17 protein-coding genes and 1 pseudogene are annotated in these 23,224 nt (G+C 64.6%); 13 read left to right on the top strand and 5 right to left on the bottom strand.

Translation table 11 applies throughout. The features are described 5' to 3' along the window. Positions 1-32: 32 nt before the first annotated feature. Positions 33-1,234: pseudogene (locus ABIB80_RS03245) on the bottom strand (ABC transporter substrate-binding protein). Between the two features lie 135 nt (positions 1,235-1,369). Further along, entirely contained in the window at positions 1,370-1,813 is a 444-nt protein-coding gene (locus tag ABIB80_RS03240) for a DUF1304 domain-containing protein (protein WP_007598162.1), read from the bottom strand. Between the two features lie 9 nt (positions 1,814-1,822). On the opposite strand from ABIB80_RS03240, the gene ABIB80_RS03235 reads away from it, so the two are divergent. Beyond that, the gene (locus ABIB80_RS03235) at positions 1,823-2,353 is read left to right on the top strand and encodes a methylated-DNA--[protein]-cysteine S-methyltransferase (RefSeq protein ID WP_007598160.1); all 531 of its coding nucleotides are present in this window, start codon (positions 1,823-1,825) and stop codon (positions 2,351-2,353) included. A 142-nt stretch (positions 2,354-2,495) separates the two neighbouring features. Here ABIB80_RS03235 and ABIB80_RS03230 read toward each other — a convergent pair whose 3' ends face one another. Next, positions 2,496-5,285 (bottom strand): [protein-PII] uridylyltransferase, encoded by a 2,790-nt coding sequence (locus tag ABIB80_RS03230; protein WP_007598158.1) that lies wholly within the window; start codon positions 5,283-5,285, stop codon positions 2,496-2,498. A gap of 187 nt (positions 5,286-5,472) precedes the next feature. On the opposite strand from ABIB80_RS03230, the gene ABIB80_RS03225 reads away from it, so the two are divergent. The 6 genes from ABIB80_RS03225 to ABIB80_RS03200 all read left to right on the top strand — a co-directional run bounded on the left by ABIB80_RS03225 (position 5,473) and on the right by ABIB80_RS03200 (position 11,783). Beyond that, on the top strand, positions 5,473-6,444 hold the full coding sequence (locus tag ABIB80_RS03225; protein ID WP_007598156.1) for an aliphatic sulfonate ABC transporter substrate-binding protein: 972 nt from the start codon (positions 5,473-5,475) through the stop codon (positions 6,442-6,444). A 211-nt stretch (positions 6,445-6,655) separates the two neighbouring features. Beyond that, entirely contained in the window at positions 6,656-7,501 is an 846-nt protein-coding gene (locus ABIB80_RS03220) for an ABC transporter permease (protein ID WP_007598155.1), read from the top strand. Between the two features lie 4 nt (positions 7,502-7,505). Then, the gene (locus tag ABIB80_RS03215; protein WP_007598153.1) at positions 7,506-8,291 is read left to right on the top strand and encodes an ABC transporter ATP-binding protein; all 786 of its coding nucleotides are present in this window, start codon (positions 7,506-7,508) and stop codon (positions 8,289-8,291) included. A gap of 70 nt (positions 8,292-8,361) precedes the next feature. Then, the gene (locus ABIB80_RS03210; RefSeq protein WP_212303282.1) at positions 8,362-8,871 is read left to right on the top strand and encodes an OsmC family protein; all 510 of its coding nucleotides are present in this window, start codon (positions 8,362-8,364) and stop codon (positions 8,869-8,871) included. Positions 8,872-8,937: 66 nt separating this feature from the next. Next, the gene (locus ABIB80_RS03205; protein ID WP_007598151.1) at positions 8,938-9,747 is read left to right on the top strand and encodes a hypothetical protein; all 810 of its coding nucleotides are present in this window, start codon (positions 8,938-8,940) and stop codon (positions 9,745-9,747) included. Positions 9,748-10,106: 359 nt separating this feature from the next. Further along, a complete protein-coding gene (locus tag ABIB80_RS03200) occupies positions 10,107-11,783 on the top strand; it encodes a methyl-accepting chemotaxis protein (RefSeq protein WP_007598150.1) in 1,677 nt (558 codons plus the stop codon). A 109-nt stretch (positions 11,784-11,892) separates the two neighbouring features. On the opposite strand, the gene mutS is transcribed toward ABIB80_RS03200, so the two are convergent. Next, on the bottom strand, positions 11,893-14,631 hold the full coding sequence (gene mutS / locus ABIB80_RS03195; RefSeq protein WP_007598149.1) for a DNA mismatch repair protein MutS: 2,739 nt from the start codon (positions 14,629-14,631) through the stop codon (positions 11,893-11,895). A gap of 216 nt (positions 14,632-14,847) precedes the next feature. On the opposite strand from mutS, the gene pcaF reads away from it, so the two are divergent. From pcaF to ABIB80_RS03165, 6 genes are all read left to right on the top strand, one after another. Continuing rightward, positions 14,848-16,056, top strand: coding sequence for a 3-oxoadipyl-CoA thiolase (pcaF, locus tag ABIB80_RS03190; RefSeq protein WP_007598148.1), 1,209 nt, complete (start codon positions 14,848-14,850; stop codon positions 16,054-16,056). Positions 16,057-16,171: 115 nt separating this feature from the next. After that, a complete protein-coding gene (locus ABIB80_RS03185; protein WP_007598146.1) occupies positions 16,172-17,065 on the top strand; it encodes a dioxygenase family protein in 894 nt (297 codons plus the stop codon). A 91-nt stretch (positions 17,066-17,156) separates the two neighbouring features. Further along, on the top strand, positions 17,157-17,858 hold the full coding sequence (pcaH, locus tag ABIB80_RS03180; RefSeq protein WP_007598144.1) for a protocatechuate 3,4-dioxygenase subunit beta: 702 nt from the start codon (positions 17,157-17,159) through the stop codon (positions 17,856-17,858). Beyond that, positions 17,859-18,449 (top strand): protocatechuate 3,4-dioxygenase subunit alpha, encoded by a 591-nt coding sequence (gene pcaG / locus ABIB80_RS03175; RefSeq protein WP_007598143.1) that lies wholly within the window; start codon positions 17,859-17,861, stop codon positions 18,447-18,449. A 207-nt stretch (positions 18,450-18,656) separates the two neighbouring features. After that, positions 18,657-20,348, top strand: coding sequence for a methyl-accepting chemotaxis protein (locus ABIB80_RS03170; protein WP_007598141.1), 1,692 nt, complete (start codon positions 18,657-18,659; stop codon positions 20,346-20,348). A gap of 163 nt (positions 20,349-20,511) precedes the next feature. Next, entirely contained in the window at positions 20,512-21,486 is a 975-nt protein-coding gene (locus ABIB80_RS03165; RefSeq protein ID WP_245285954.1) for a phosphotransferase, read from the top strand. 174 nt (positions 21,487-21,660) lie between these two features. Here ABIB80_RS03165 and ABIB80_RS03160 read toward each other — a convergent pair whose 3' ends face one another. Further along, positions 21,661-23,217, bottom strand: coding sequence for an MDR family MFS transporter (locus tag ABIB80_RS03160; RefSeq protein ID WP_354127077.1), 1,557 nt, complete (start codon positions 23,215-23,217; stop codon positions 21,661-21,663). Positions 23,218-23,224: the final 7 nt, after the last annotated feature.

Raw genomic sequence — 23,224 nt, 5'->3', positions numbered from 1 at the left:
GTTACGCTGCGCTAACCCACCCTACCCAGTAACTAACCCGCTGGACCCGCATCCTCCATGATCGGGCCGAACAGCTCCCAGCGTTCGCCGTTGAACTTCATCATCTGCATCTGCTTGTTGACGCGGTAGTCGTTCGGCCCGGTGTTGATCTTGATGCCGGGCAGCGCGAAGCTCGGGGTGAAGTCCTTGATGTTGGCGACCTGCTTCATCACGTTCTCACGTGACAGGTCGTCGCCGCACTGTTTCAGCACTTGCGTCAGCAATTCGGCGACGGAATAAGCATAGGTGTTGACGGTATTGAGCTTGTCGCCTTCGGGGAAATACTTGTCCATGAAGGCGAAGAAGGCTTTCACGCCCGGATCGTCCTTCCACTGGGGATCGCCGGGCTCCTTGCCGTATTGGGTCGAGATGATGCCCTTGGAGATATCGAGGCCGGCCGGCTTCAGCGTCGCCGAGATCGGGCTCGCATTGATGTCGAGAATGTGCACCGGCGTCCAGCCGAGCTCGGCGACTTTCTTGATCGCCTGCGCCGCGAACTTGGGTGTCGAGGCATCATAGAAAAGATCGGCGCCCAACGACTTCAGCTTGACCACCTGCGAGTCCACCGTCGGATCGGTGACTTCGTAGGAGACTTCGCCGACGATCATGCCGGCGGCCTTGTCACCGAGACCGCTCTTGAGGCCGGCGAGATAGTCGCGGCCCATATCGTCGTTCTGGTAGAGCACGCCGATCTTGGCGTTCGGATGCTCCTTGAGGATGTACTTGGCGTAGATGCGTCCCTCGGACACGTAGTTGGGATTATAGGCGATGGTCCAGGGATAGTTCTGCGGATCGTTGAAGCGCGCGGCGCCGGTCGAGGCCAGCAGCTGCGGGATCTTCTTGCCGTTGAGATATTTTTGCACGGCGGCGTTCGCGGCGGTGCCGATGATCTGGAAGGTGAACAGCACCTCGTCGCCTTCGACGAGCTTGCGCACCTGCTCGACCGTCTTCGGCGGCGAATAGGCATCGTCATACTGGATCAGACCTGATCGTTGATCATCTTGAAGTAGGCGGCCTGGGTCTTGCCGATATTGGCGTAGACGGAATAGGGCCCGGAGAACGGCACGGTCTGGCCGATCTTGATCTCGGTGTCGCTCGCGCCGGTGTCGTATTTCTTCTGGGCGAGAGCTTGGTTGGCGGAGAACGCGAAGGCGAGCGCCGCCGTGGCAGTGATGAAGGCTCTGCGATTGCTCATGTGGGGTTGTTCCTCCTGACGGAATTTCCGACCGACGGTCTTGTCCCGTTGATTGCCAACGGTCGCCATCGCTGTCGCAGATTGTGGAGGAACGGCAGGCGACGCGCAAGGATCGCGGCGCCGCGCTATGGCGTCTCAGGTCAGGAACAAGACTGACAGTGCGAGCGCCGCCGGCAGCGCCTGCACCATCAGGATGCGCGTGCTAACGGTCGCTGCGCCATAAGCGCCGGCCACGATCACGCAAAGCAGGAAAAACGCCTTGATCTGGAACGCGAAGGCCGGATTGCCGTGCACCAGCCCCCATACCAGGCCTGCGGCCAGGAAGCCGTTATAGAGCCCCTGGTTGGCGGCCAGCACCTTTGTGATCGCTGCCTTCTCCGGCGTGTTGCGGAAGACCTTCAAGCCCTGCGGCTTGTCCCAGAGAAACATCTCCAGGATCAGGAAGTAAGCGTGCAGTGCGGCGACCAGCGCCACCAAAATATTCGCGATCCAGATCAAGTTGAGCTCCCCCAGCGTCAGCTTTCGGGTGGACGTTAGCACGGTGGGCGTGGCAAGTGCGATGGCGTGTTTCGATGCCATGGTGCTGCAATGCCCGCGCGACCGACCAACCCACCTGTAACCTTCGGCCTCGATCGGCTGGCGACGCCGATCGGGATTGCGCTGCTGGTCACCGACGCCGCGGGCGCCTTGCGCGCGCTCGACTGGGAGGATTACGAGCACCGCATGCGCGAGCTCTTGCGCCTGCATTACGGTGTGGTGGATCTGAGTGACCAACCCGCGCCCGCGGCCATGCGGACCGCGCTGTCGGGCTATTTCGACGGCGACCTCGGCCAGCTCTCAGGCATCGCCTGGCGCATCGCCGGCACGTCGTTCCAGCAGAAGGTCTGGAATGCGTTGACGCAAATCCCTGCCGGCACCACGATGAGTTACGGCGCGCTCGCTGCCAGGATCGACATGCCCAAAGCCATTCGCGCCGTCGGCCATGCCAACGGCTCCAACCCGATCAGCGTGGTGCTGCCGTGCCACCGTCTGATCGGCGCCGATGGTTCTCTGGTGAAGTATGGCGGCGGCCTCGCGCGCAAGCGTTGGTTGCTCCGGCATGAAGGCGTGGCGGTTTAGATATCCGCCTGTGGTCATTCCGGGGCGTGCGTAGCGCGAACCCGGAATCCATTTCTCCGCGTCACCAGTGGCACGATGGATTCCGGGTTCGCCGCTGCGCGACGCCCCGGAACGACGCGAGGAGAGAGGTGCGCAGCCGCCCTCACGCCGCCGGCTGAACCGCCTTGTCGCCGGCCATCACATGGGTCAGCGCGCTCTTGATCGCGGCCTGGCGTGTTGGCGCGCTGATCTGCGCGCCCAGGAGATCGGTGACATAGAACACGTCGCGGGCGCGCTCGCCGAAGGTCGCGACATGGGCCGAGGCGATGTTGAGGTTGAGCTTCGAGATCGCGGTGGTCAGCTCATAGAGCAGGCCGGGCCGGTCGAGGCCGGACATTTCGATCACTGTGTAGCGGTCGGACCATTGGTTGTTGATCGTCACTTCCGGCTCGATCACGAACGGCCGCGCCTTGCCGCGCACGGTGCGCCGCGCCACCACCTCGGGCAGACGCAGCTTGCCTTCCAGCACGTCCTCGATCATCTCGCCGATGCGCGTGGCGCGCCGTCCCTCGTCCTCGTCACGGTCGTATTCCCTGGAGATCGAGATGGTGTCGAGCGCGCGACCGTCGGTCGTGGTGTAGATCTGGGCATCGACGATGTTGGCGCCGGCCGAGGCACAGGCACCCGCGATGATCGACAGCAGCCAGGGATGGTCGGCGGCGAAGATGGTCAGCTCGGTGACGCCACGCACCTCGTCGAAGCCGACATTGATCGCAAGCTTGTGGCCGGCCTGCTCGCTGGCACGGACGAAGCGCGCATGGCGGATCTTGCGCGGCAGCTCGACCTTGAGCCAATAGGCCGGATAGTGCCGGCCGATATAGGCGTCGAGCTCTTCCGCCGGCCATTCCGCGAAGGCGTTACGGAATTCGGCGTATGCGGCCGTGAGGCGCTTGCCGCGGTCAACCTCCGAGAAGCCGCCCGTCAGCACCGGTTCGGTCTCGTAGTAGAGGGAGCGCAAGAGCTGCGCCTTCCAGCCGTTCCACACGCCCGGGCCGACGCCGCGGATGTCCGCGGTGGTCAGGATCGTCAAGAGCTTCATCTGCTCGACCGACTGCACCACGGCGGCGAAATTCTCGATGGTCTTGCGGTCGGAGAGATCGCGCGATTGTGCGACCGTGGACATCGTCAGATGCTCCTCGATCAGCCAGGCCACGAGCTCGGTGTCGGCCGGGCTGAAGCCGAGCCGCGGGCAGAGCCGTCGCGCCACCTTGGCGCCGGCGATCGAGTGGTCCTCGGGCCGGCCCTTGGCGACGTCGTGCAGCAGCGTCGCGATGTAGATCACGGAGCGATGCTCCGGCCGGATCTTGCGCATCAGGTCGCTCGCCACCGCGAATTCCTCGATGCCGCCGCGTTCGATGTCCTGAAGGAAGCCGACGCAGCGGATCAAATGCTCGTCGACGGTGTAGTGATGATACATGTTGAACTGCATCATCGAGACGATCTTGCCAAAGGCGCGGATGAAATGGCCGAGCACGCCGGTCTCGTTCATCCGCCGCAGCACGATCTCCGCGTTGTCGGACGTCAGGATCTCCATGAACAGCCGGTTGGCCTCGGGATTCTCGCGCATCTGCGCGTTGATCAGGCCAAGCGAACGCGTCACGTCGCGCATCGCGTCCGGATGGAAGGCGAGATTGTTCTTCTGCGCCAGGCGGAAGATCCGGATCAAATTGACCGGATCGTGCTTGAACACGTCGGGCGCCGCAACGTTGATGCGGTTGTTGTCGACGATGAAATCGTCGCTGTCGGGCACCCGCCGCTTCGCCGCGGTGGGGCGCAGCCGCGCCATCATCCGGCTCAGCACCGGCGCGGGCTTGGCCTGCTGGTCCTCGAGCTTGGCGCAGAGGATGGCAGTGAGGTTGCCGACTTCCTTGGCGACCAGGAAGTAGTGCTTCATGAAGCGCTCGACGTCCTGCATGCCGGGGTGCGAGGTGTAGCCGAGCCGGACCGCGATCTCGCGCTGAAGGTCGAAGGAGAGGCGCTCTTCGGCGCGGCCGGAGTAAAAGTGAAGATTGCAGCGTACCGACCAGAGGAAGTCGGCGCAGCGGCGGAAGGTGCGGTATTCCTGCGCGTCGAACACGCCGCGGTCGACCAGCTCGTCGGTGTCGCTCACGCGGTAGACGTATTTTGCGATCCAGAACAGCGTGTGCAGGTCGCGGAGCGCACCCTTGCCGTCCTTGACGTTGGGTTCGACCAGATAACGCGATTGACCGCCGCGGCGATGCCGCTCCTCACGCTCGGCGAGTTTGGCGGTGACGAACTCCGACGCAGTGCCTTGCACGACCTCCTTGTCGAAGCGGGCGACCAGCTCGTCATAGAGCGGCCGGTCGCCGGTAAGAAAGCGCGTCTCCAGGATCGCGGTGCGGATGGTCATGTCGCCTCGCGCCTGCCGGATCGACTCGTCGACCGAGCGGGTGGCGTGACCGACCTTCAGCCCCATGTCCCAAAGACAATAGAGGATGGCCTCGGCGACCTGCTCGCCCCAGGCGGTCTGCTTGTAGGGCAGGATGAAGAGCAGATCGATGTCGGACTCGGGAGCCATCAGGCCGCGGCCATAGCCGCCGGTCGCCACCACCGCCATGCGCTCGGCACCGCTCGGGATCGGCGAGCGGTAGAGATGGCGGGTCGCGGCCGAATACAGGATGCGGATGATCTCGTCCTGCACGTGGCACAGCCGCTCGGCGCAGCGCCGGCCGTGACGGTCCTTCAGCAGGATCGTCTGTGCCGCGGCGCGCGACGCAATCAGCTCGGCCTTGAGCAGTTGCGCCATGGCGGTGCGGAACGCGTCCTCGCGTCCCTGGTGCTTCTCGGCAAGCGCATCGACCGCGGCGGTGATCCGCGCGGTGTCGAAGCGATCGTCCACCTCGGCCTTGTGCTCAGTCGCGACGCTGTCCATGTCTCACCGGATATAAGAGGCGGCAGGCGCTGTCACCCGCCATTCTCTCGCAATAGTCGTTCCATGCTGGAAAGGTGCGGCTTTGGGTAAAGCTGTTCTCGGCCGGCGCGCTTTCGAGGGGCGGATTTTCTCGTTGACCTCTAGATGTAACTCATTGAAAAACAATGAAGTTTCGAGGAGGCCGGGCATGACCAGGATTACACGACGCATACTGCTGGCGGGAGCGGTCGCTCTTGCCGTGTCCCCCGCGGCGCGGGCGGCGGATCCACTCAAGGAAATCCGTATCGACTGGGCGACCTATAATCCGGTGTCGATGGTCCTGAAACAGAAGGGGCTCCTGGAAAAGGAGTTCGCCAAGGACGGCATCACCGTCACCTGGGTGCAGTCGGCCGGCTCCAACAAGGCGCTCGAATTCCTCAATGCGGGCTCGATCGATTTCGGCTCGACCGCGGGCTCGGCGGCGCTGGTCGCACGTATCAACGGCAACCCGATCAAGTCGATCTACGTCTATTCGCGTCCCGAATGGACGGCGTTGGTGACATCAAAGGATTCCAAGATCGCCGATGTGGCCGGCCTCAAGGGCAAGCGCGTCGCGGTGACGCGCGGCACCGATCCGCATATTTTCCTGGTGCGCGCGCTGCTTGGCGCAGGTCTCACCGAAAAGGACATCACGCCGGTGCTGCTCCAGCACGCCGACGGCAAGACCGCGCTGATCCGCGGCGACGTCGATGCGTGGGCCGGGCTGGATCCGATGATGGCGCAGGCCGAGGTCGAGGATGGCGCGAAACTGTTCTACCGCAAGGCCGAGGCCAACACTTGGGGCATCCTCAATGTGCGCGAGCAGTTTTTGAAGGACTATCCGGACGCCGCCCGCCGCGTGCTCGCCGTTTACGAAGAGGCGCGCAAATATTCGCTGGCGAATTACGACGAGCTCAAGAAGACCTTCATCGCCGTGACCAAGCTGCCGGAGCCTGTCGTCGACAAGCAGCTCAAGGAGCGCACCGAGCTCACTCACAGCCGCATCGGCGCGCCCCAGCGTGAATCGATCCTCGCCGCTGGCCTCGCACTGCAACAGGCCGGCGTCGTCGACGCCAAGGTCGATGTGAAGGCGACGCTGGATGCGTTGATCGACGACCAGGTGCCGTTGCCAACGAATTGAGGGGCTCTTTCCCTCTCCCCTTGTGGGGGAGGGTGCCTCGCGAAGCGAGGCGGGTGAGGGGTTCTTTCCTCACGATCAGTATTGCGAGCCGAGAGAACCCCTCATCCGGCGCTTCGCGCCACCTTCTCCCGCAAGGGGAGCAGGGAAAAGCAGCGGAGGGCGTGGCAAGAGTAGTGTTGCAATCTTGCACAAGACGCGCTTCCTACCGGCCATGATCTCCGACGCGCCAGTGCTGCAACAAACCGCGGAACCGGCTGAAGGCGCCGCCGCGCCTTCGCGGGTCTCGCGCTATGCACGGCCGATACTGGGTGTGTTGTTGCCGCTCACCCTCGCGCTCGGTTGGGAGTTCCTGGTCTGGCGCGGCTGGTCCAACGGCCGGCTGGTGCCGCCGCCCTCGCGCGTGTTCGCCACCATCACTGATCTTGCCCGCTCCGGTGAGTTGGTCCGTCACATCGCCGCGACACTGTGGCGCGTCGGTCTTGGTTTTGCGTTCGGCGTGGTCGCGGGCACCTTGCTCGGCGCCATCTCCGGCTATTGGTCGCTGGCGCGGCGGCTGCTCGATCCGACCGTGCAGGCGCTGCGCGCAATTCCATCGCTGGCCTGGGTGCCGCTGTTCATCCTCTGGCTCGGCATCTTCGAGACCTCCAAGATTGCGCTGATCGCGGTCGGCGTGTTCTTCCCTGTGTATCTCGGCGTGATGGGCGCGATCCTCATGGTCGATCGCAAGATCGTCGAGGTCGGTCGCACCTTCCGTCTCTCCGGACCTGCCATGATCCGCCGTATCCTGCTGCCTGCGGTGCTGCCGGCCTATGTCGTGTCCTTGCGCGTCGGTCTTGGTCTGGGCTGGATGTTCGTGGTGGCGGCCGAGTTGATCGGCGCGTCCGAAGGGCTCGGCTATCTCCTGCTCGACGGCCAGCAGCTCGGCAAGCCCGCGCAGATCCTCGCCGCGATCGTGATCTTCGCGATCCTCGGCAAGCTCACGGATTGGTTGATCGAGATCGCGGCTGCGCCCTTCCTGCGCTGGCAGGACGCCTTCGGGCGTACGACGGGAGCATAGGGCGATGCTGGCGCTCGATCGGGTCAGCAAGACCTATCCCAACGGCGTGCAGGCGCTGGCGCGTTTTTCCGCCGAGATCAGGCAAGGCGAGATCGTCGCCATCATCGGCGGCTCGGGCTGCGGCAAGTCCACGCTGCTGCGCGCCATTGCGGGCCTCGACCGCGCAAGCTCGGGCACGGTGACGCTGGACAACGAGGCGATCGCCGCGCCGCATGCCAAGATCGGCATCATCTTCCAGGAGCCGCGGCTGCTGCCCTGGCTCAGCGTCGCTGACAATATCGGCTTTGGTCTTGCCGATGGGCCCGCGACCGAGCGGCGTGAAAAGGTGGCGCGTGCGCTGGAGCGTGTCGGGCTCGCCGAGAAAGCGCAGGCCTGGCCGCGCGAACTCTCGGGCGGGCAGGCACAGCGCGTCGCGATCGCCCGCGCCCTGGTGCCGCAGCCCGAGGTGCTCTTGCTCGACGAGCCGTTCTCGGCGCTCGATGCCTTCACCCGCAGGGACCTCCAGGATCATCTGCTCGATCTCTGGGCCGACACGCGGCCGACGCTCATCCTCGTCACGCATGACGTCGACGAGGCCGTGGTGCTGGCCGACCGCGTGCTGGTGATGCGACCGCGGCCGGGCCGGCTGTTTGATCAGATCGAGATCAATCTCGGCCGGCCACGCGACCGCAATGCGCCGCTGCTCGAGAATTTCAAGCGAAGTGTGCTGACGTCACTCGACCGCTCGCTCGACCGCAACGTGCCCGACCGTGACGCAACCCAGGGTCCCGGTCAGGCCATGTGGTGGTGACAATTTCTCTCTGAGCCGGTACATCGCAAGCCGGTACTTCGTAGAGACGATTTTTCCGGGAGAGAACAAGATGGACGCCGCAGAACTGCGCCAGATGCAGGCCCCGATCAAGGAGCGCTACAAGACCGATCCCAAGACCGCGATGATCACGCTGAAGGCCAAGGGCTCGACCGACAGCGAAGGCATCGCCTGCAAGGTCGAGACCGGCCGCGCCATCGCAATGGCCGGCCTGCATCCCGCAACCGGCGGCTCCGGCCTCGAGCTCTGCTCCGGCGACATGCTGCTCGAGGCGCTGGTCGCCTGCGCCGGCGTCACGCTGAAATCGGTCGCGACCGCGATCGAGGTGCCCTTGAAGACCGGCAACGTCTACGCCGAGGGCGATCTCGATTTCCGCGGCACGCTCGGCGTCGACAAGGAGACCCCGGTCGGCTTCGCCGAGATCCGTCTGCGCTTCGAGGTCGACACTGATGCGCCGCAAGACAAGCTCGACCTGCTGCTCAAGCTGACCGAACGCTATTGCGTGGTCTACCAGACCATCAAGAACGGCCCGAAGGTTTCGGTCTCGATGCAGCGGATGTAGCGAGCGAAGGCCGCTCGCCCCACAATTAGTGTCGTCTCGGCGAAGCCCGGGACGACAAAGAAAAAAATGTCCCCCGAGCTCCACTTCATCCTCATCCTCGTTCTGCGCATGATGGTCGCGGCGGCGTTCGTCGTGACGGCGTCGATCATCACCGAGCGCTCAGGGCCGGTGATCGGAGCGCTGGTCGCGACCTTGCCGGTCTCGGCCGGACCATCCTACGTCTTCCTCGCGTTCGACCACGATGCCGCCTTCATCGTGCAGGGCGCACTGTCGAGCTTGCCGGTCAATGCAGCGACGATCTTCATGTGCGTTACCTATGTGGTGCTGGCACAGCGGCGTAGCCTTCTGGTGAGTTGCGGAAGCGCGGTCGCAGTCTGGATCGTGTTCGCATCGATCATCAAGCAGTTCGATTGGCCGCTCACCGCCGGGCTCGCCGCCAATCTGATCGCGTTCGGCATCTGCATTCCGTTGCTCGCGGGCTATCGCCACGCGAAGATGCCGCTGGTGACGCGGCGCTGGTATGACGTGCCGATGCGGGCTGCGCTGGTCGCGACCCTGGTCGCGATCGTCGTCTCGACCTCGGGCTGGGTCGGTCCCCGGATCAGCGGCATCATCGCGCTGTACCCGGTGGTGTTCTCCAGCATCATGGTGATCCTGCATCCCCGCATCGGCGGCCCTCCGACTGCTGCCGTGCTCGCCAACTCCGCCTGGGGCCTGCTCGGATTCGGCATGGCGATCGCCACAATGCACGTGGCGGTGGAATGGTTCGGTTCAGCCATCGGTCTTGGGATTGCACTCGCCACATGCATCGTTTGGAACCTTACTCTATGGGGGATCGGGCGCAGTACGTTGCACAAGGCGCGGCAAGCACCGTGACACTACGGACATGCGGCACGGCGTCGCCGGATTCTTCCGTAGCAAACTCGCCATGACCGATCACGAGACGCTTTCCTTCAAACCCCTGAAGGACCAAGGCCATTTCAATTCAGCGCGGACCGAGCAGCGTGTAAGGCGTGCCGTCGTACAGCTTTAGGCTGCTTTGTCGGCCATCGCCTTTCCCAGAATTCGTTAGCACTTTATTCGAGTCTTATAGGTATTGAATCATCTTGCGTACCCGCCTCGGTCTTCGCAACGCGAGTTTACCGGCGGAATTTTCGATTGGAATTCGGTGCGTGTGCCGCGCCGTCACGTCCCCTGATCCCGTCACGCAATTTCATGATTTTGGAGATTCACTGATGTTTGGTCGCAAGTCCCGCAACGACGCGGACGCTCAGCTCGCAGCCATCGGGCGCTCGCAGGCCATGATCGAGTTTGCCATGGACGGCACGATCCTTCACGCCAACGAAAATTTCTTGAATGCCCTCGGCTATTCCCTCGACGAAATCAAGGGGAAGAAGCACGCCATGTTCATGCCGGCCGATCAGCGCGATAGCGCCGAGTACAAGGCGTTCTGGGCCGCATTGAACCGCGGCGAGTATCAGGCAAGCGAGTTCAAGCGGATCGCGAAGGGCGGCCGCGAGATCTGGATCGAAGCATCCTACAATCCGGTGCTCGACGGCGACGGCAAGACGGTGATGGTCGCCAAGATTGCGACCGAAATCACCGAGAAGAAGATCCGGAGCATGACGGACGCTTCGAAGATCGCTGCTGTGGGCCGCGCCCAGGCCGTGATCGAGTTCAAGCTCGACGGCACCATCGTCACCGCGAACGAGAATTTCTGCAAGGCGCTCGGCTATTCGCTTGCCGAGATCCAGGGCAAGCATCACAGCCTGTTCGTGCCCCAGGCCGAGCGCGACGGCGCGGCCTATCGCGAGTTCTGGGCCAAGCTAAACCGCGGCGAATACCAGGCTGGCGAGTTCAAGCGCATCGGCAAGGGCGGCCGCGAGGTTTGGATTCTAGCCTCCTACAATCCGCTACTCGATGAGAACGGCAAGCCCTTTGGCGTCGCCAAGTTCGCCACCGACGTCACCGCCGAGAAGATGAAGACCGCCGATCTCGCCGGCCAGATCGCGGCGATCGAGAAGGCGCAGGCGGTGATCGAGTTCAACATGGACGGCACGATCATCACCGCCAATGCCAATTTCCTCGGTGCCCTCGGCTATTCGCTGGCGGAGATCAAAGGCAAGCACCACAGCATGTTCGTCGAGCCCTCGGAGCGCGATGGCAATGGCTATCGCGAGTTCTGGGCCGCGCTCAACCGCGGCCAGTACCAGGCGGCCGAATACAAGCGCATCGGCAAGGGCGGCAAGGAGGTCTATATCCAGGCCTCCTACAACCCGATCATGGATCTCAACGGCAAGCCGTTCAAGGTCGTGAAATATGCGACCGACGTCACGAAGCAGGTGCTGGTCCGCATGGGCAACGAGCGCGTCCGCAGCATGATGGAATCGGTCGCCGCGGGTTCGGAGGAACTGAACGCCTCAGTGCGGGAGATTTCCGAGGCCATGACCAAATCGCGCGAGACCGCGATGAGCGCGGTGGAGCAGGTCGCTTCCGCTGATGCCCAGGCCCAGCGCCTCACTGAAGCGGCGCTGGCGATGAGCGGGATCGTCGAGCTCATCAACAACATCACCGGGCAGATCAACCTCCTGGCACTTAACGCCACCATCGAATCCGCCCGCGCCGGCGAAGCCGGTCGGGGCTTTGCGGTGGTGGCCTCGGAGGTCAAGAGCCTCGCCAACCAGGCCAAGCAGGCCACCGACAAGATCGGCGCTGAGATCGGTAGCCTCAACGGTATCTCCGGAGACGTCGTCACCGCCCTGGCTTCGATCAAGACGGCCATCAGCAACGTCAGCGAATATGTGACGTCGACGGCGGCGGCAATCGAAGAGCAAAGCACGGTGACCAACGAGATGTCGACCAGCATGCAGCGCGCCGCAGCGGAAGCAGCGGCGATCTCGGCGAGGGCGTAGCCAGCGCTCGGAACGGTAGGGTGGGTTAGCGGAGCGTAACCCACCTCTTTAGTTTCTGCGGTGACGGAAGTGGTGGGTTACGCCTTCGGCTAACCCACCCCACGGCACCTCATGCCTTCGGCAGCTTGGCCTTCAAAGCATACAGCGCGTCCAGTGCTTCGCGCGGCGACATCTCGTCCGGATGCAGCGCCTTCACCGCGTCCATCAGCAGTTCGGCTTCGCTCGGCGGGGCGGCTTCTGCGGCGGCGCGCGAGGGCACCGCGAACAGCGGCAGATCGTCGGCCAGCGCGCGCGCCGTCTGACCGCGGTCCTGGGCTTCCAGCTTCGCCAGCACCGATTTCGCGCGCGTGATCACGGCCGGTGGCAGGCCGGCGAGCTTGGCGACCTGAATGCCGTAAGAGCGATCGGCCGAACCCGGCAACACCTCGTGCAGGAACACGACGTTGCCCTGCCATTCCTTCACCCGCACGGTCGCGTTGAACATCCGCGGCAGTCTTGCGGAGAGCGCCGTCAGCTCGTGATAATGCGTCGCGAACAGCGTGCGGCAACGATTGCTCTCGTGCAGATGCTCGATCGCGGCCCAGGCGATCGAGAGGCCGTCGAAGGTCGCAGTGCCGCGGCCGATTTCATCGAGGATCACGAGCGCGCGCTCGCCGGCCTGGTTCAGGATCGCGGCGGTCTCGACCATCTCGACCATGAAGGTGGAACGGCCGCGGGCGAGATCGTCGGCAGCGCCGACACGCGAGAACAGGCGATCGATGATGCCGATCCGCGCGCGTGTCGCCGGCACGAAGCTGCCGATCTGGGCAAGCAGCGCAATCAGCGCGTTCTGGCGCAGGAAGGTCGATTTGCCCGCCATGTTCGGACCGGTCAGCAACCAGAGCTGGCCGGACTTTTGCGCAGGGCCCGGCGAGAGATCGCAGGCATTGGCGATGAACGGCTCGCCATTGCGCTTCAAGGCCTGCTCGACCACCGGATGGCGACCCGCCTCGATGGCAAAGCCGAGAGACGCGTCCACCTCGGGCCGCACATAGTTCTCGTCGATCGCCAGCTTGGCCAGCGACGTCGCGACGTCGAGCAGCGCAAAGGCGTGGGCGGCGGCGCGCAGCTCCTCGCTGATTGCCAGAGCCTTGGCGCAGAGCCGCTCGAAAATTTCGAGCTCGAGTCCGAGTGCGCGGTCGCCGGCATTGGCGATCTTGGCTTCGATCTCTCCCAGTTCCGAGGTGGTAAAGCGGACCTGGCCGGCCAGCGTCTGGCGGTGGATGAAGGTTGCGTTCAGCGGCGCCGACATCAGCTTGTCGCCGTGCTGCGCGGTGACCTCGACGAAATAGCCGAGCACGTTGTTGTGCCGGATTTTGAGACCCTTCACACCCGTGTTGTCGGCGTAGCGCGCCTGCATCGAGGCCACCACCAGGCGTGAGGCGTCGCGGAGGTTTCGCGTTTCGTCCAGCGCAGGCTCATAGCCTTGGCGAACGAACCCGCCGTCGCGCTTGATCAGCGGCAGTTGATCGTCGAGCGCCCTGGCGAATTCCGCCGCGAGCTCGCGCGATGGCCTTTGCAGCGCCGCCATCACCACGGCGATCTCCTGCGGCGGCTGGTCGAGTTCGTCAAGCCGCGTCAGCACCTGGTCGGCGGCGATGATGCCGTCGCGCAGGCCGGCGAGGTCGCGCGGCCCGCCGCGGCCGACGGATATACGGGCCAGCGCTCGCGACATGTCGGGGGCGCCGCGCAGGATGCTGCGAATGTCCTCGCGCGCGGCCGAGTCAGCAACGAAGCTGCCGACGGCATCGAGCCGCCGCGCAATCGCCGCCGCATCGGTCAGCGGCGCGGCAAGCCGCTGCGCCAGCAGGCGCGAGCCGGCCGAGGTCACCGTGCAGTCGATCGCATCGAGCAGCGAGCCGCGGCGTTCTCCGGCCAAGGTCCGCGTCAGTTCGAGATTGGCACGGGTGGCGGGATCGATCGCCATGGTCGCGCCCGAGGCTTCGCGCGCGGGCGGCGACAGCGGCGGATGTTTGCCGACCTGGGTGCGGTCGACATAGGTGACGGCGGCGGCGGCGGCAGTGGCTTCCAGCCGCGTCAGCTGGGACAGTCCGTCCATGGTCGCGACGGCAAAATAGTCGCATAGCCGCTTCTCGGCGGTGGCGCCGTCGAAGACGTCGCGGGTCAGCGGCGTCACCGCCGGCAGCTCGCGCAGAGTCTGTCCGAGCTCGCGATCGTTATAGAGCGCGTCGGTGACGATCACCTCGTTCGGATTGATGCGTGCCAGCGTCGCGGCAAGTTCGCCGCCCGAACATTCCGTCACCGTGAATTCGGCGGTCGAGATGTCGATCCAGGCGAGGCCAAAGCGGTCACCGCCCGCAGACGAGCGCGCGCGCGCGAGCGCCAGCAGGTAATTGTTGGCGCGCGCGTCGAGCAGCGTGTCCTCGGTCAGCGTGCCCGGCGTGACCAGGCGCACCACGCCGCGGCGCACGACACTCTTGTTGCCGCGCGCCTTGGCGGCGGCGGGATCCTCGGTCTGCTCGCACACCGCGACCCGGTGCCCGGCGACGATCAGCCGGTGCAGATAATCCTCGGAGCGCTCGACTGGCACGCCGCACATCGGGATATCGGCGCCTTGATGCTTGCCGCGCTTGGTCAGGACGATGCCGAGTGTCCTGGAGGCGATCTCTGCGTCCTCGAAGAACAGCTCGTAAAAGTCGCCCATCCGGTAAAACAGCAAGAGGCCCTGATGCGCCGCCTTGATTTCAAGGTACTGTTCCATCATCGGCGTCACGCGCGCGGCAGCTTCCGCCTGCGGCGCGGGCGTATCGTCGGGGGGCGGTACAGGGATCGGTTGTTGCATTGTCATGGGCGGCGCAACCTACAAAATTTCGCCCCGCGCTCCTATCGCTTTGGCCGGGGAGGGGAGGTTTTCCACGTTGTCCGCACCGCGGCATGCGCAACTCGCGTGCGCACCCCCAGGAACACGCGCGTATCGGTCAATTGACCTCCCGCGGGCACCCTCCTAAAACTCCGCCGACATTGAAGAATTTAGGCCGGATCGCGGCATTCAGGGAGAACAACGATGCGTGACGTCTTTATCTGCGATGCCGTGCGGACCCCGATCGGCCGTTTTGGCGGCTCGCTCGCCAAGGTGCGTGCCGACGACCTTGCGGCGGCCCCGATCAAGGCTCTGATGGCCAAGCACCCCAATCTCGACTGGGCACAGGTTGACGAGGTCTTCTTCGGCTGTGCCAACCAGGCCGGCGAGGACAACCGCAACGTTGCACGCATGGCGCTCCTGCTTGCGGGCCTGCCGGATTCGGTTCCAGGCCAGACCCTGAACCGGCTCTGTGCCTCCGGTCTCGATGCGGTCGGTGCCGCCGGCCGCGCCATCCGCTCCGGCGAGATCGAGCTTGCGATTGCCGGCGGCGTCGAATCCATGACGCGCGCGCCCTTCGTGATGGGCAAGGCGCAGGAAGCGTTCTCGCGCTCGGCTGAGATCTTCGACACCACGATCGGCTGGCGCTTCATCAATCCGCTGCTGAAGGCGCAGTATGGCGTCGACGCGATGCCCGAGACCGGCGAGAACGTCGCCGAGGAATTCCAGGTCTCGCGCGCCGATCAGGACGCCTTCGCGATCCGCTCGCAGCAGCGCGCGGGCGCCGCGATCGCGGCCGGCTATTTCGCCGAGGAGATCATCCCGATCACCATTCCCGGCGGCAAGGCCGGCCCTGTTACAGTCGACAAGGACGAGCATCCGCGTCCCGAGACCACGCTGGAAGCCCTGACCAAGCTCAGGCCGATCGTGCGCAATCCCGGCACGGTGACCGCCGGCAACGCCTCCGGCGTCAATGACGGCGCCGCCGCGATGATCCTGGCGTCCGAGGCTGCCGTGAAGAAGCACGGCCTGACACCCCGCGCGCGCATCCTCGGCCTCGCCTCGGCCGGCGTGCCGCCGCGCATCATGGGCATCGGCCCGGTGCCGGCCACCCGCAAGCTGATGGAGCGTCTCGGCAAGAAGATCAGCGATTTCGACCTGATCGAGCTCAACGAAGCCTTCGCCTCGCAGGGTATCGCCTGCATGCGCCAGCTCGGCGTTGCCGACGATGCCGATTTCGTCAATCCGCATGGCGGCGCGATCGCACTCGGTCATCCCCTCGGCATGAGCGGCGCGCGCCTCGCGCTCACCGCCGTGCACGGCATGGAGAAGCGCGGCGGCAAGCTGGCGCTCGCCACCATGTGCGTCGGCGTCGGCCAGGGCGTGGCTGTCGCGATCGAGAAGCTGAATTGACGAGACGCGCAGCGTGCCGTCATCCCGGGGCGGGGCATTTGCACCGAACCCGGGATCTCGAGATTCCGGGTTCAGCCCTCGGGCTGCCCCGGAACGACAGGGAGAAAACCGTGCCATGATCATCGCGAGCGAGCAGGACGTCACGGCCGCGGCATTGGCGGTGATGGAGCGGACGTCAGATCCGCGGCTGCGCCAGATCATGGTCTCTCTGGTCAAGCACCTGCATGCCTTCGTCCGCGACGTTCGCCTGACGGAGAAAGAGTTTCGCGACGCCACGGCTGTCATCGCCGAGCTCGGCAAGCTCTCGACCGACACGCATAACGAGGTCGTGCTGATGGCAGGCTCGCTCGGCGTCTCGCCGCTGGTGTGCCTGCTGAACAACGGCGACCAGGGCAACACGGAAACCGACCAGTCGCTGCTCGGACCGTTCTGGCGATTGAACTCGCCGCGGGTGGAAAATGGGGGATCGATCGTCCGCTCCGAGACGCCGGGCGCGCCGCTGTTCGTCAACGGCCGCGTCGTGGACAAGGACGGCCGTCCCGTCGCCGGCGCCGAGGTCGATGTCTGGCACGCATCGCCCGTGGGTCTCTATGAAAACCAAGACCCCGAGCAGGCCGACATGAACCTGCGCGGCAAGTTTACGACCGACCACGACGGAGCCTTCTCTTTCCGCTCCGTGATGATGGTCGGCTATCCCATTCCGACCGACGGCGTGGTCGGCCGCCTTCTGGAGGCGCAAGGCCGGCATCCCTATCGTCCCGCGCACCTGCATGCGTTGATCTTCAAGCCCGGATTCAAGGTGCTGATCTCGCAGGTCTACGACCCCGCCGATCCGCATATCGACAGCGACGTGCAGTTCGGCGTGACCAAGGCGCTGATCGGCAAGTTCCTGCGCCATGACACGCCACATCCGAGCGAGCGCGACGTCGCGACGCCATGGTATTCGCTCGACCATGTCTACCGGCTCGAAGCCGGCGAGGCCGTCCTGCCGCGTCCGCCGATCAAATAGGGCTCAAAGCCGCTTCCCCCAATTAGTTATATCCTATAATGATTGGCGGAAGCGTTGACCGGTCGGAAAAAGGCCGGGGAGGAGTTCGCCAATGACATTGATCTATCCCGTCGACAGCAACACGGCGCATCCGCTGCCGCTGTCGCCCGAGTACAAGAGCTCGATCAAGCGCGCGCCGAACAAGCCCTTGATCCCGATGCGCCATACGCTGTCGGAGCTGACCGGCCCGGTCTACGGCCATGAGACCGTGCGCGAGGGCGACAGCGACCTCACCACCCAACACACCGGCGAGCCGCTCGGCGAACGCATCATCGTGCACGGCCATGTGCGCGACGAGGACGGCCGCGGCGTGCCGAACTCGCTGGTCGAGATCTGGCAGGCCAATTCCTGCGGCCGTTACGTTCACGTCCGCGACCAGCATCCGGCGCCGCTCGATCCGAACTTTACGGGCGCGGGCCGCACTGTCAGCGATGCTGCGGGCTATTACCGCTTCGTCACCATCAAGCCCGGCGCCTATCCGTGGGGCAACCATCATAACGCCTGGCGTCCCGCCCACATCCACCTCTCGGTGTTCGGCCATTCCTTTGTCACGCGTCTCGTGACGCAGATGTACTTCCCGGCCGATCCGCTATTCCCGTTCGATCCGATCTTCAATTCGGTGCCGGACGAAAAGGCGCGGGCGCGGATGGTGTCATCGTTCGATCTCGAGAACACCCAGCCCGAATGGGCGCTGTGCTACCGCTTTGATGTCGTGCTGCGCGGCAAGAACGCCACCCCTATGGAGAACCATTAAGTGCAGGACAATGGGATCACGCCGTCGCAGACCGTCGGCCCGTTCTTCAAATACGGCCTGACGCCGACCGGCGAGTACGCCTGGAATGACGCGTTTACCAACTCGACGCTAACGCCCGACGTCACCGGCGAGCGTGTCCGCATCGAGGGCCGCGTGTTCGACGGCGATGGCGTCGCCGTGCCCGATGCCATGCTGGAGATCTGGCAGGCCGATGCGCAGGGGCGCTTCGCCGATCCGCAGGACAAACGCGCGCTGCCGAATGCGAGCTTCCGTGGCTTTGCCCGCTGCGGCACCGACAAGGACGGCAATTATTCCTTTGAAACCATCAAGCCGGGCGCGGTGCCCGATCCCGACGGCAAGCCGCAGGCACCGCATATCCTGCTTGCGGTGTTCGGCCGCGGCATGCTGCGGCATCTCTATACCCGCATCTATTTCAGCGACGAGGCCGGCAATGCTGCCGATCCCGTGCTGGCGGTGGTGCCGGCCGACCGCCGCGCCACGCTGACGGCCGTGCGCGAGGCCGGCAAGCCGGTGTACCGGCTCGACCTGCGGCTCCAGGGCGACAACGAGACGGTGTTTTTCGACGTGTGACCCCAGCGTCGTCCCGGTCAGGCGGAGCGCCGATCCGGGACGACAGCGGAGGACGGGCCTGATTTCGCTGCCCGAAACCGTTCACCTGACGCCGTTTCCCGTATTTTTTCGGAGCTCGCGCGATGCAATTTCTGCGCGAAGCAATCCCGTGTTTACCGTAATCCTCTAGGGTCCGTGGGATTCGGCGCGGCCCCATTGGATTATTCCATGAAAATTCGCCTTTCGCTTTCTTCCGCAATCATTGCTTTCGGCGTCGTTCTGGCGATCGGTTTCACCGCCGTGGTCTCCACCAGCCTTTACGCCTTGAAAGAGCTCAAGGTCGGCGGTCCGCTCTATTCCGACATCAAGCTGGGCAATGACCTCATCGCCGACATTCTGCCGCCGCCGGAATATGTGATCGAGGCCTATCTCGAGGCCACGCTCGCCATGCGCGAGCCCGACCAGCTTGCGGCCCATGGCGAACGCCTGGTCCAGCTCCGCAAGGACTACGACGAGCGCAAGGCATTCTGGGTCACCTCCAGCCTCTCGGCCGACCTGAAGACGGCCCTGGTGTCGAAATCCGACGCCGAGGTGCAGAAGTTCTGGAAGCTGTTGTCCGACCAGCTCCTCCCCGCCCTCAAGTCCAAGGACACGGCCGGCTCCGAGCGCGCCTACGCGCAGCTCAAGGATGCCTACACCGCGCACCGCGCCGTCATCGACAGCATCGTCGAGAGCGCCAACAAGCAGAATGCCGACATGGAGAAGCTGGCCGCGGACCGCGACAGCTCCATGCTTTATATCCTCCTCGGCGTCTCCGCCGCCGTCCTCGCCTTCATTGCGGCGGGCCTGCTCGGCGTCGCTCTCGGCGTGATGCGCCCGATCGTGCGCATGACCAGCACGATGCAAAAGCTCGCGACCGGCGATCTCGCCGCCGACATTCCTTTCGCGCATCGGCAGGACGAGGTCGGCTCGATGGCGGGCGCGCTCCTGGTGTTCAAGCAGGCGGCGGTCGAGAATTCCCGGCTGCGCGAGGAGCAGTTGCAGAAGGAGCATGAGGCGGCGCTCGCCAAGCGCGGGGCCCTGCACCAGATGGCCGAAACCGTCGAGCGCGAGACCGGCCGCTCGGTCGACACCGCGAGCGCGGCGACGCAAGGCGTGGAGCGTGCCGCCTCCAGTCTGTCCGAGATCGCAAGGTCGCTCTCGACACAGTCGCAGGCGGTCGCAGCCGCCTCGACCCAGGCCCTCGGCAGCTCGCAGACCGTCTCGGCCGCAGCGGAAGAACTCAGTGCTTCGATCCGCGAGATCGCAACCCAGGTCGCGCGGACCAGCACGGTTACAAAATCGGCGGTCGCCGGTCGGGAACAGGCGCGCTCGACCATCCAGACGCTGGCTGGATCGGTGAAGAAGATCGCCGAGGTCTCCGACCTCATCGGCGGCATCGCCGGCCAGACCAATCTGCTGGCACTCAACGCCACGATCGAGGCGGCGCGGGCCGGGGAGGCAGGCCGTGGCTTCGCGGTGGTCGCCGCCGAAGTGAAATCCCTGTCCGACCAGACCGCCAAATCCACCGAGGAGATCGCGCGGCTGATTGCCGAGATCCAGGCCTCGACGCAGGCCGCAGTCGATGCCGTCGAAACCATGGGAGGCCACATCGTCGAGATCGACGGCGTCGCCACCTCGGTTGCCGCCGCGATGGAAGAGCAGGACGCCGCGACGCGAGAGATCACGCGGTCGATCTCCGAATCGGCTTCCGCGGCCAAGGAGGTCTCGGCCAAGATCGGTGATGTCAGCCGCGACGCCGCCTCCGTGAACGAGCGCGCCGCGGAGGTCAGGCAGGCGATCGCCGGCATGGCGGCCAATCTCGAACAGCTCCGGTCGGTCGTGGTCCGGACGGTGCGCGACTCGACAGCGGCGGCCTGAGCCGGGCGCGACGTCGTTCGCTGGCGCCTGCGGCCGTGATCGTGCAGTATGACGCGGGACAGGGGCATCGTGGTTCATGACACCTCCACAATTGCCGGCGGTCGTTGAGCCCGCCCAACTGACAGCTGCGCTGCGTAGGAGTGGCGTACTGGACGCCGGCGCAGTGCGCGAAGTGAAGGTGCTGCATCAGCACCCGGCCATGGTGTCACAGGTCATCCGCCTTGGGCTGCGTTATGTCGGGGAATCCGCCGGGGCACCGCCCTCCGTGATCCTCAAGATGCCGCATCCGACCTACGCCAAGACGTTGGCCAATTCCGGTCGGCAGGAAGTGGCCTTCTACACTCATCTTGCACCGAATATGCCGTCGCAGATCGTACCGCGCTGCTACGATGGCCATTTCGACGAGGAGAGCCAGGACTGGCATCTGCTGCTCGAAGATCTCACCGGCAGCCATGAGATCGCGGCAGCTTGGCCGCTGCCGCCTTCGCGCGATCGGGCAACGGCGATCGTCACCGCACTCGCGCGCTGGCACGGTGCGTGGTGGGATCATGCCAGCCTTGGTGAGGCTGTCGGCTCCTGGTCAAGCGTCGACGAAAGCGTGAGGCAGATGGAGACCTTCGCCGGCCATTACGACCGCTTCGCCGATCTGCTCGGCGACCGCCTCAGCGAAGAGCGCCGAATCCTCTACCGGCGCTTCATCGACCAGTCGGGCCACCTGCTCCAGCGCTACCATTCGCACCGCAACGTGACCGTCGTCCACGGCGACGCGCATTGCTGGAATTTCCTGGTGCCGCGCGCCGGCGTCGCCGATAGCGTACGCATTTTTGATTTCGACCGGTGGCGCATCGGTGTGCCTACGAGCGATCTCGCCTACATGATGGCGACCCAATGGTATCCGGAACGCCGGCAGGCACTCGAACGGGCGCTGCTCAACCGCTACTATGAGACGCTGATCGCGTACGGTGTCGCCGGCTACACACGCGGCGCGCTGGACCAAGACTATCGCTGGTCGGTGCTCTGGCACATCACGAAGCCGGTTTGGCAATGGAGCGTCAACACCCCAGAGGTCGTCTGGTGGAATAATCTGGAGCGCGTGATGATGGCGGTCGAGGATTTGGGTTGCGAGGAATTGTTGTAACTGCTCACGCGATAAACCGGTGTCATCCTGGCGAAAGCCAGGACCCATTACCCCAGGGAAAGGTTGTGGCGCGAGGCTGGTAACCACGACTTACCACCAAACTCCTCCCTGGGGTAATGGGTCCTGGATCTGCGCTGCGCTTGTCCAGGACGACGGCGGAAGTTGTGACCCACGTTACTCCATCACCGCATGTTCCGGCCCGGCCGCCTGCTTGCGCAGGGTGGCCTTGGTCGAGCCGATCAGCAGGGCGAGCGGGATGGTGCAGAGGATGAAGAACATCACCAGCTGGTAGTCGTGCGCAAAGGCGATGATCTGCGCCTGCACGCTGACCATGCGATCGGCCATGGCGCGGCCGGCGTCGGTGGAGAGATTGATCATGCCGCTGACGCTGGGCATCTGGAGCGCGTGGTTGAATGGATTGATATGCTCGGACAGGATCGCGTAGGTCCGCCGCGTGCCCTGCGTCAGCTGGGCGATGACGACGGAAATGCCCACCGAGCTCGCGACGTTGCGCATCAGGGTCAGCATCGCGGTGCCGTCGGTGCGTAGCTCATTCGACAAGGTCAGGAACGCCACCGTCGATAACGGCACGAAGACAAGGCCGAAGCCGAAGCCCTGGATGACGCTGACGGTCACGATCTCCGGCACCTGGGTCAAATCGGTCCAGCCGGTCATCTGGAACAGCGAGCCGGCGGTCAGCGTCAGGCCCGTGATGATCAGCGTACGGGCCTCGACATAACGCATCATGCGGCCGACCAGCATCATGGCGAAGAAGGTGCCGAAGCCGCGGCTCGCCAGCAGCAGGCCCGCGGTGATGATGGGATAGCCGATCACGTTCTGCATATAGGGCGAGGCCAGCGCCATGGTCGAGAACAGCACGAGCCCCATCACGACCATGAACATGCAGCCGGTGACGAAGTTGCGATCCCTGAAGAGCGCGAAGCGGATGAACGGCGTCGAGGTGGTGAAGGAGTGGGCGATGAAGAAGTAGAAGGCGACGGCCGAGACGATGAACTCCGCAAGGATCTCACCCGATTCGAGCCAGCCCAATTGCTCGCCGCGGTCGAGCGCGAGCTGAAGCGAGCCGATCGCGACCGCCAGCGCCGCGAAGCCGAACCAGTCGAACTTGAGACTGAGATCTTTCCGCGTCTCGTCCATGAAGATGATCAGCCCGATCACGGTGATCGCGCCGAACGGCAGATTGACGAAGAACACCCAGTGCCAGGAATAACTCTCGGTCAGCCAGGCGCCGAGCGAGGGGCCCATGATCGGCCCCATCATCACGCCCATGCCCCAGATCGACATCGCCTTGGCGCGTTCCTGGAGCGTGTAATAGTCGAGCATCACCGATTGCGACAATGGCACTAGCGCCGCGCCGAACACGCCTTGCAGCAGGCGGAACAGCACCATCTGGTTGATGTCCTGCGCAAGCCCGCACAGCACCGATGCCATGGTGAAGCCGGCCGAGCAGATGATGAAGATGCGCTTGCGGCCGAAGCGGTTGGCGATCCAGCCCACCGGTGCCGTCATGATCGCGGCGGCGACGATGTAGGAGGTCAGCACCCAGTTGATCTGGTCCTGCGAAGCCGACAGCGTACCCTGCATATAGGGCAGGGCGACGTTGGCGATGGTGGTGTCCAGCGCCTGCATGATGGTTGCCGTCATGGCGCAGATCGTCACCATGTTCCGGCGCAGGCCGGGAACCATCAAATGGGCATTGGGGCCGGACATCGGATCA

The organism is Bradyrhizobium sp. i1.15.2 (assembly GCF_040548425.1).
Taxonomy (GTDB): domain Bacteria; phylum Pseudomonadota; class Alphaproteobacteria; order Rhizobiales; family Xanthobacteraceae; genus Bradyrhizobium; species Bradyrhizobium canariense.
Note: the sequence above shows the minus strand (reverse complement) of the source record. Positions and strands in the feature narration are given on the sequence as shown.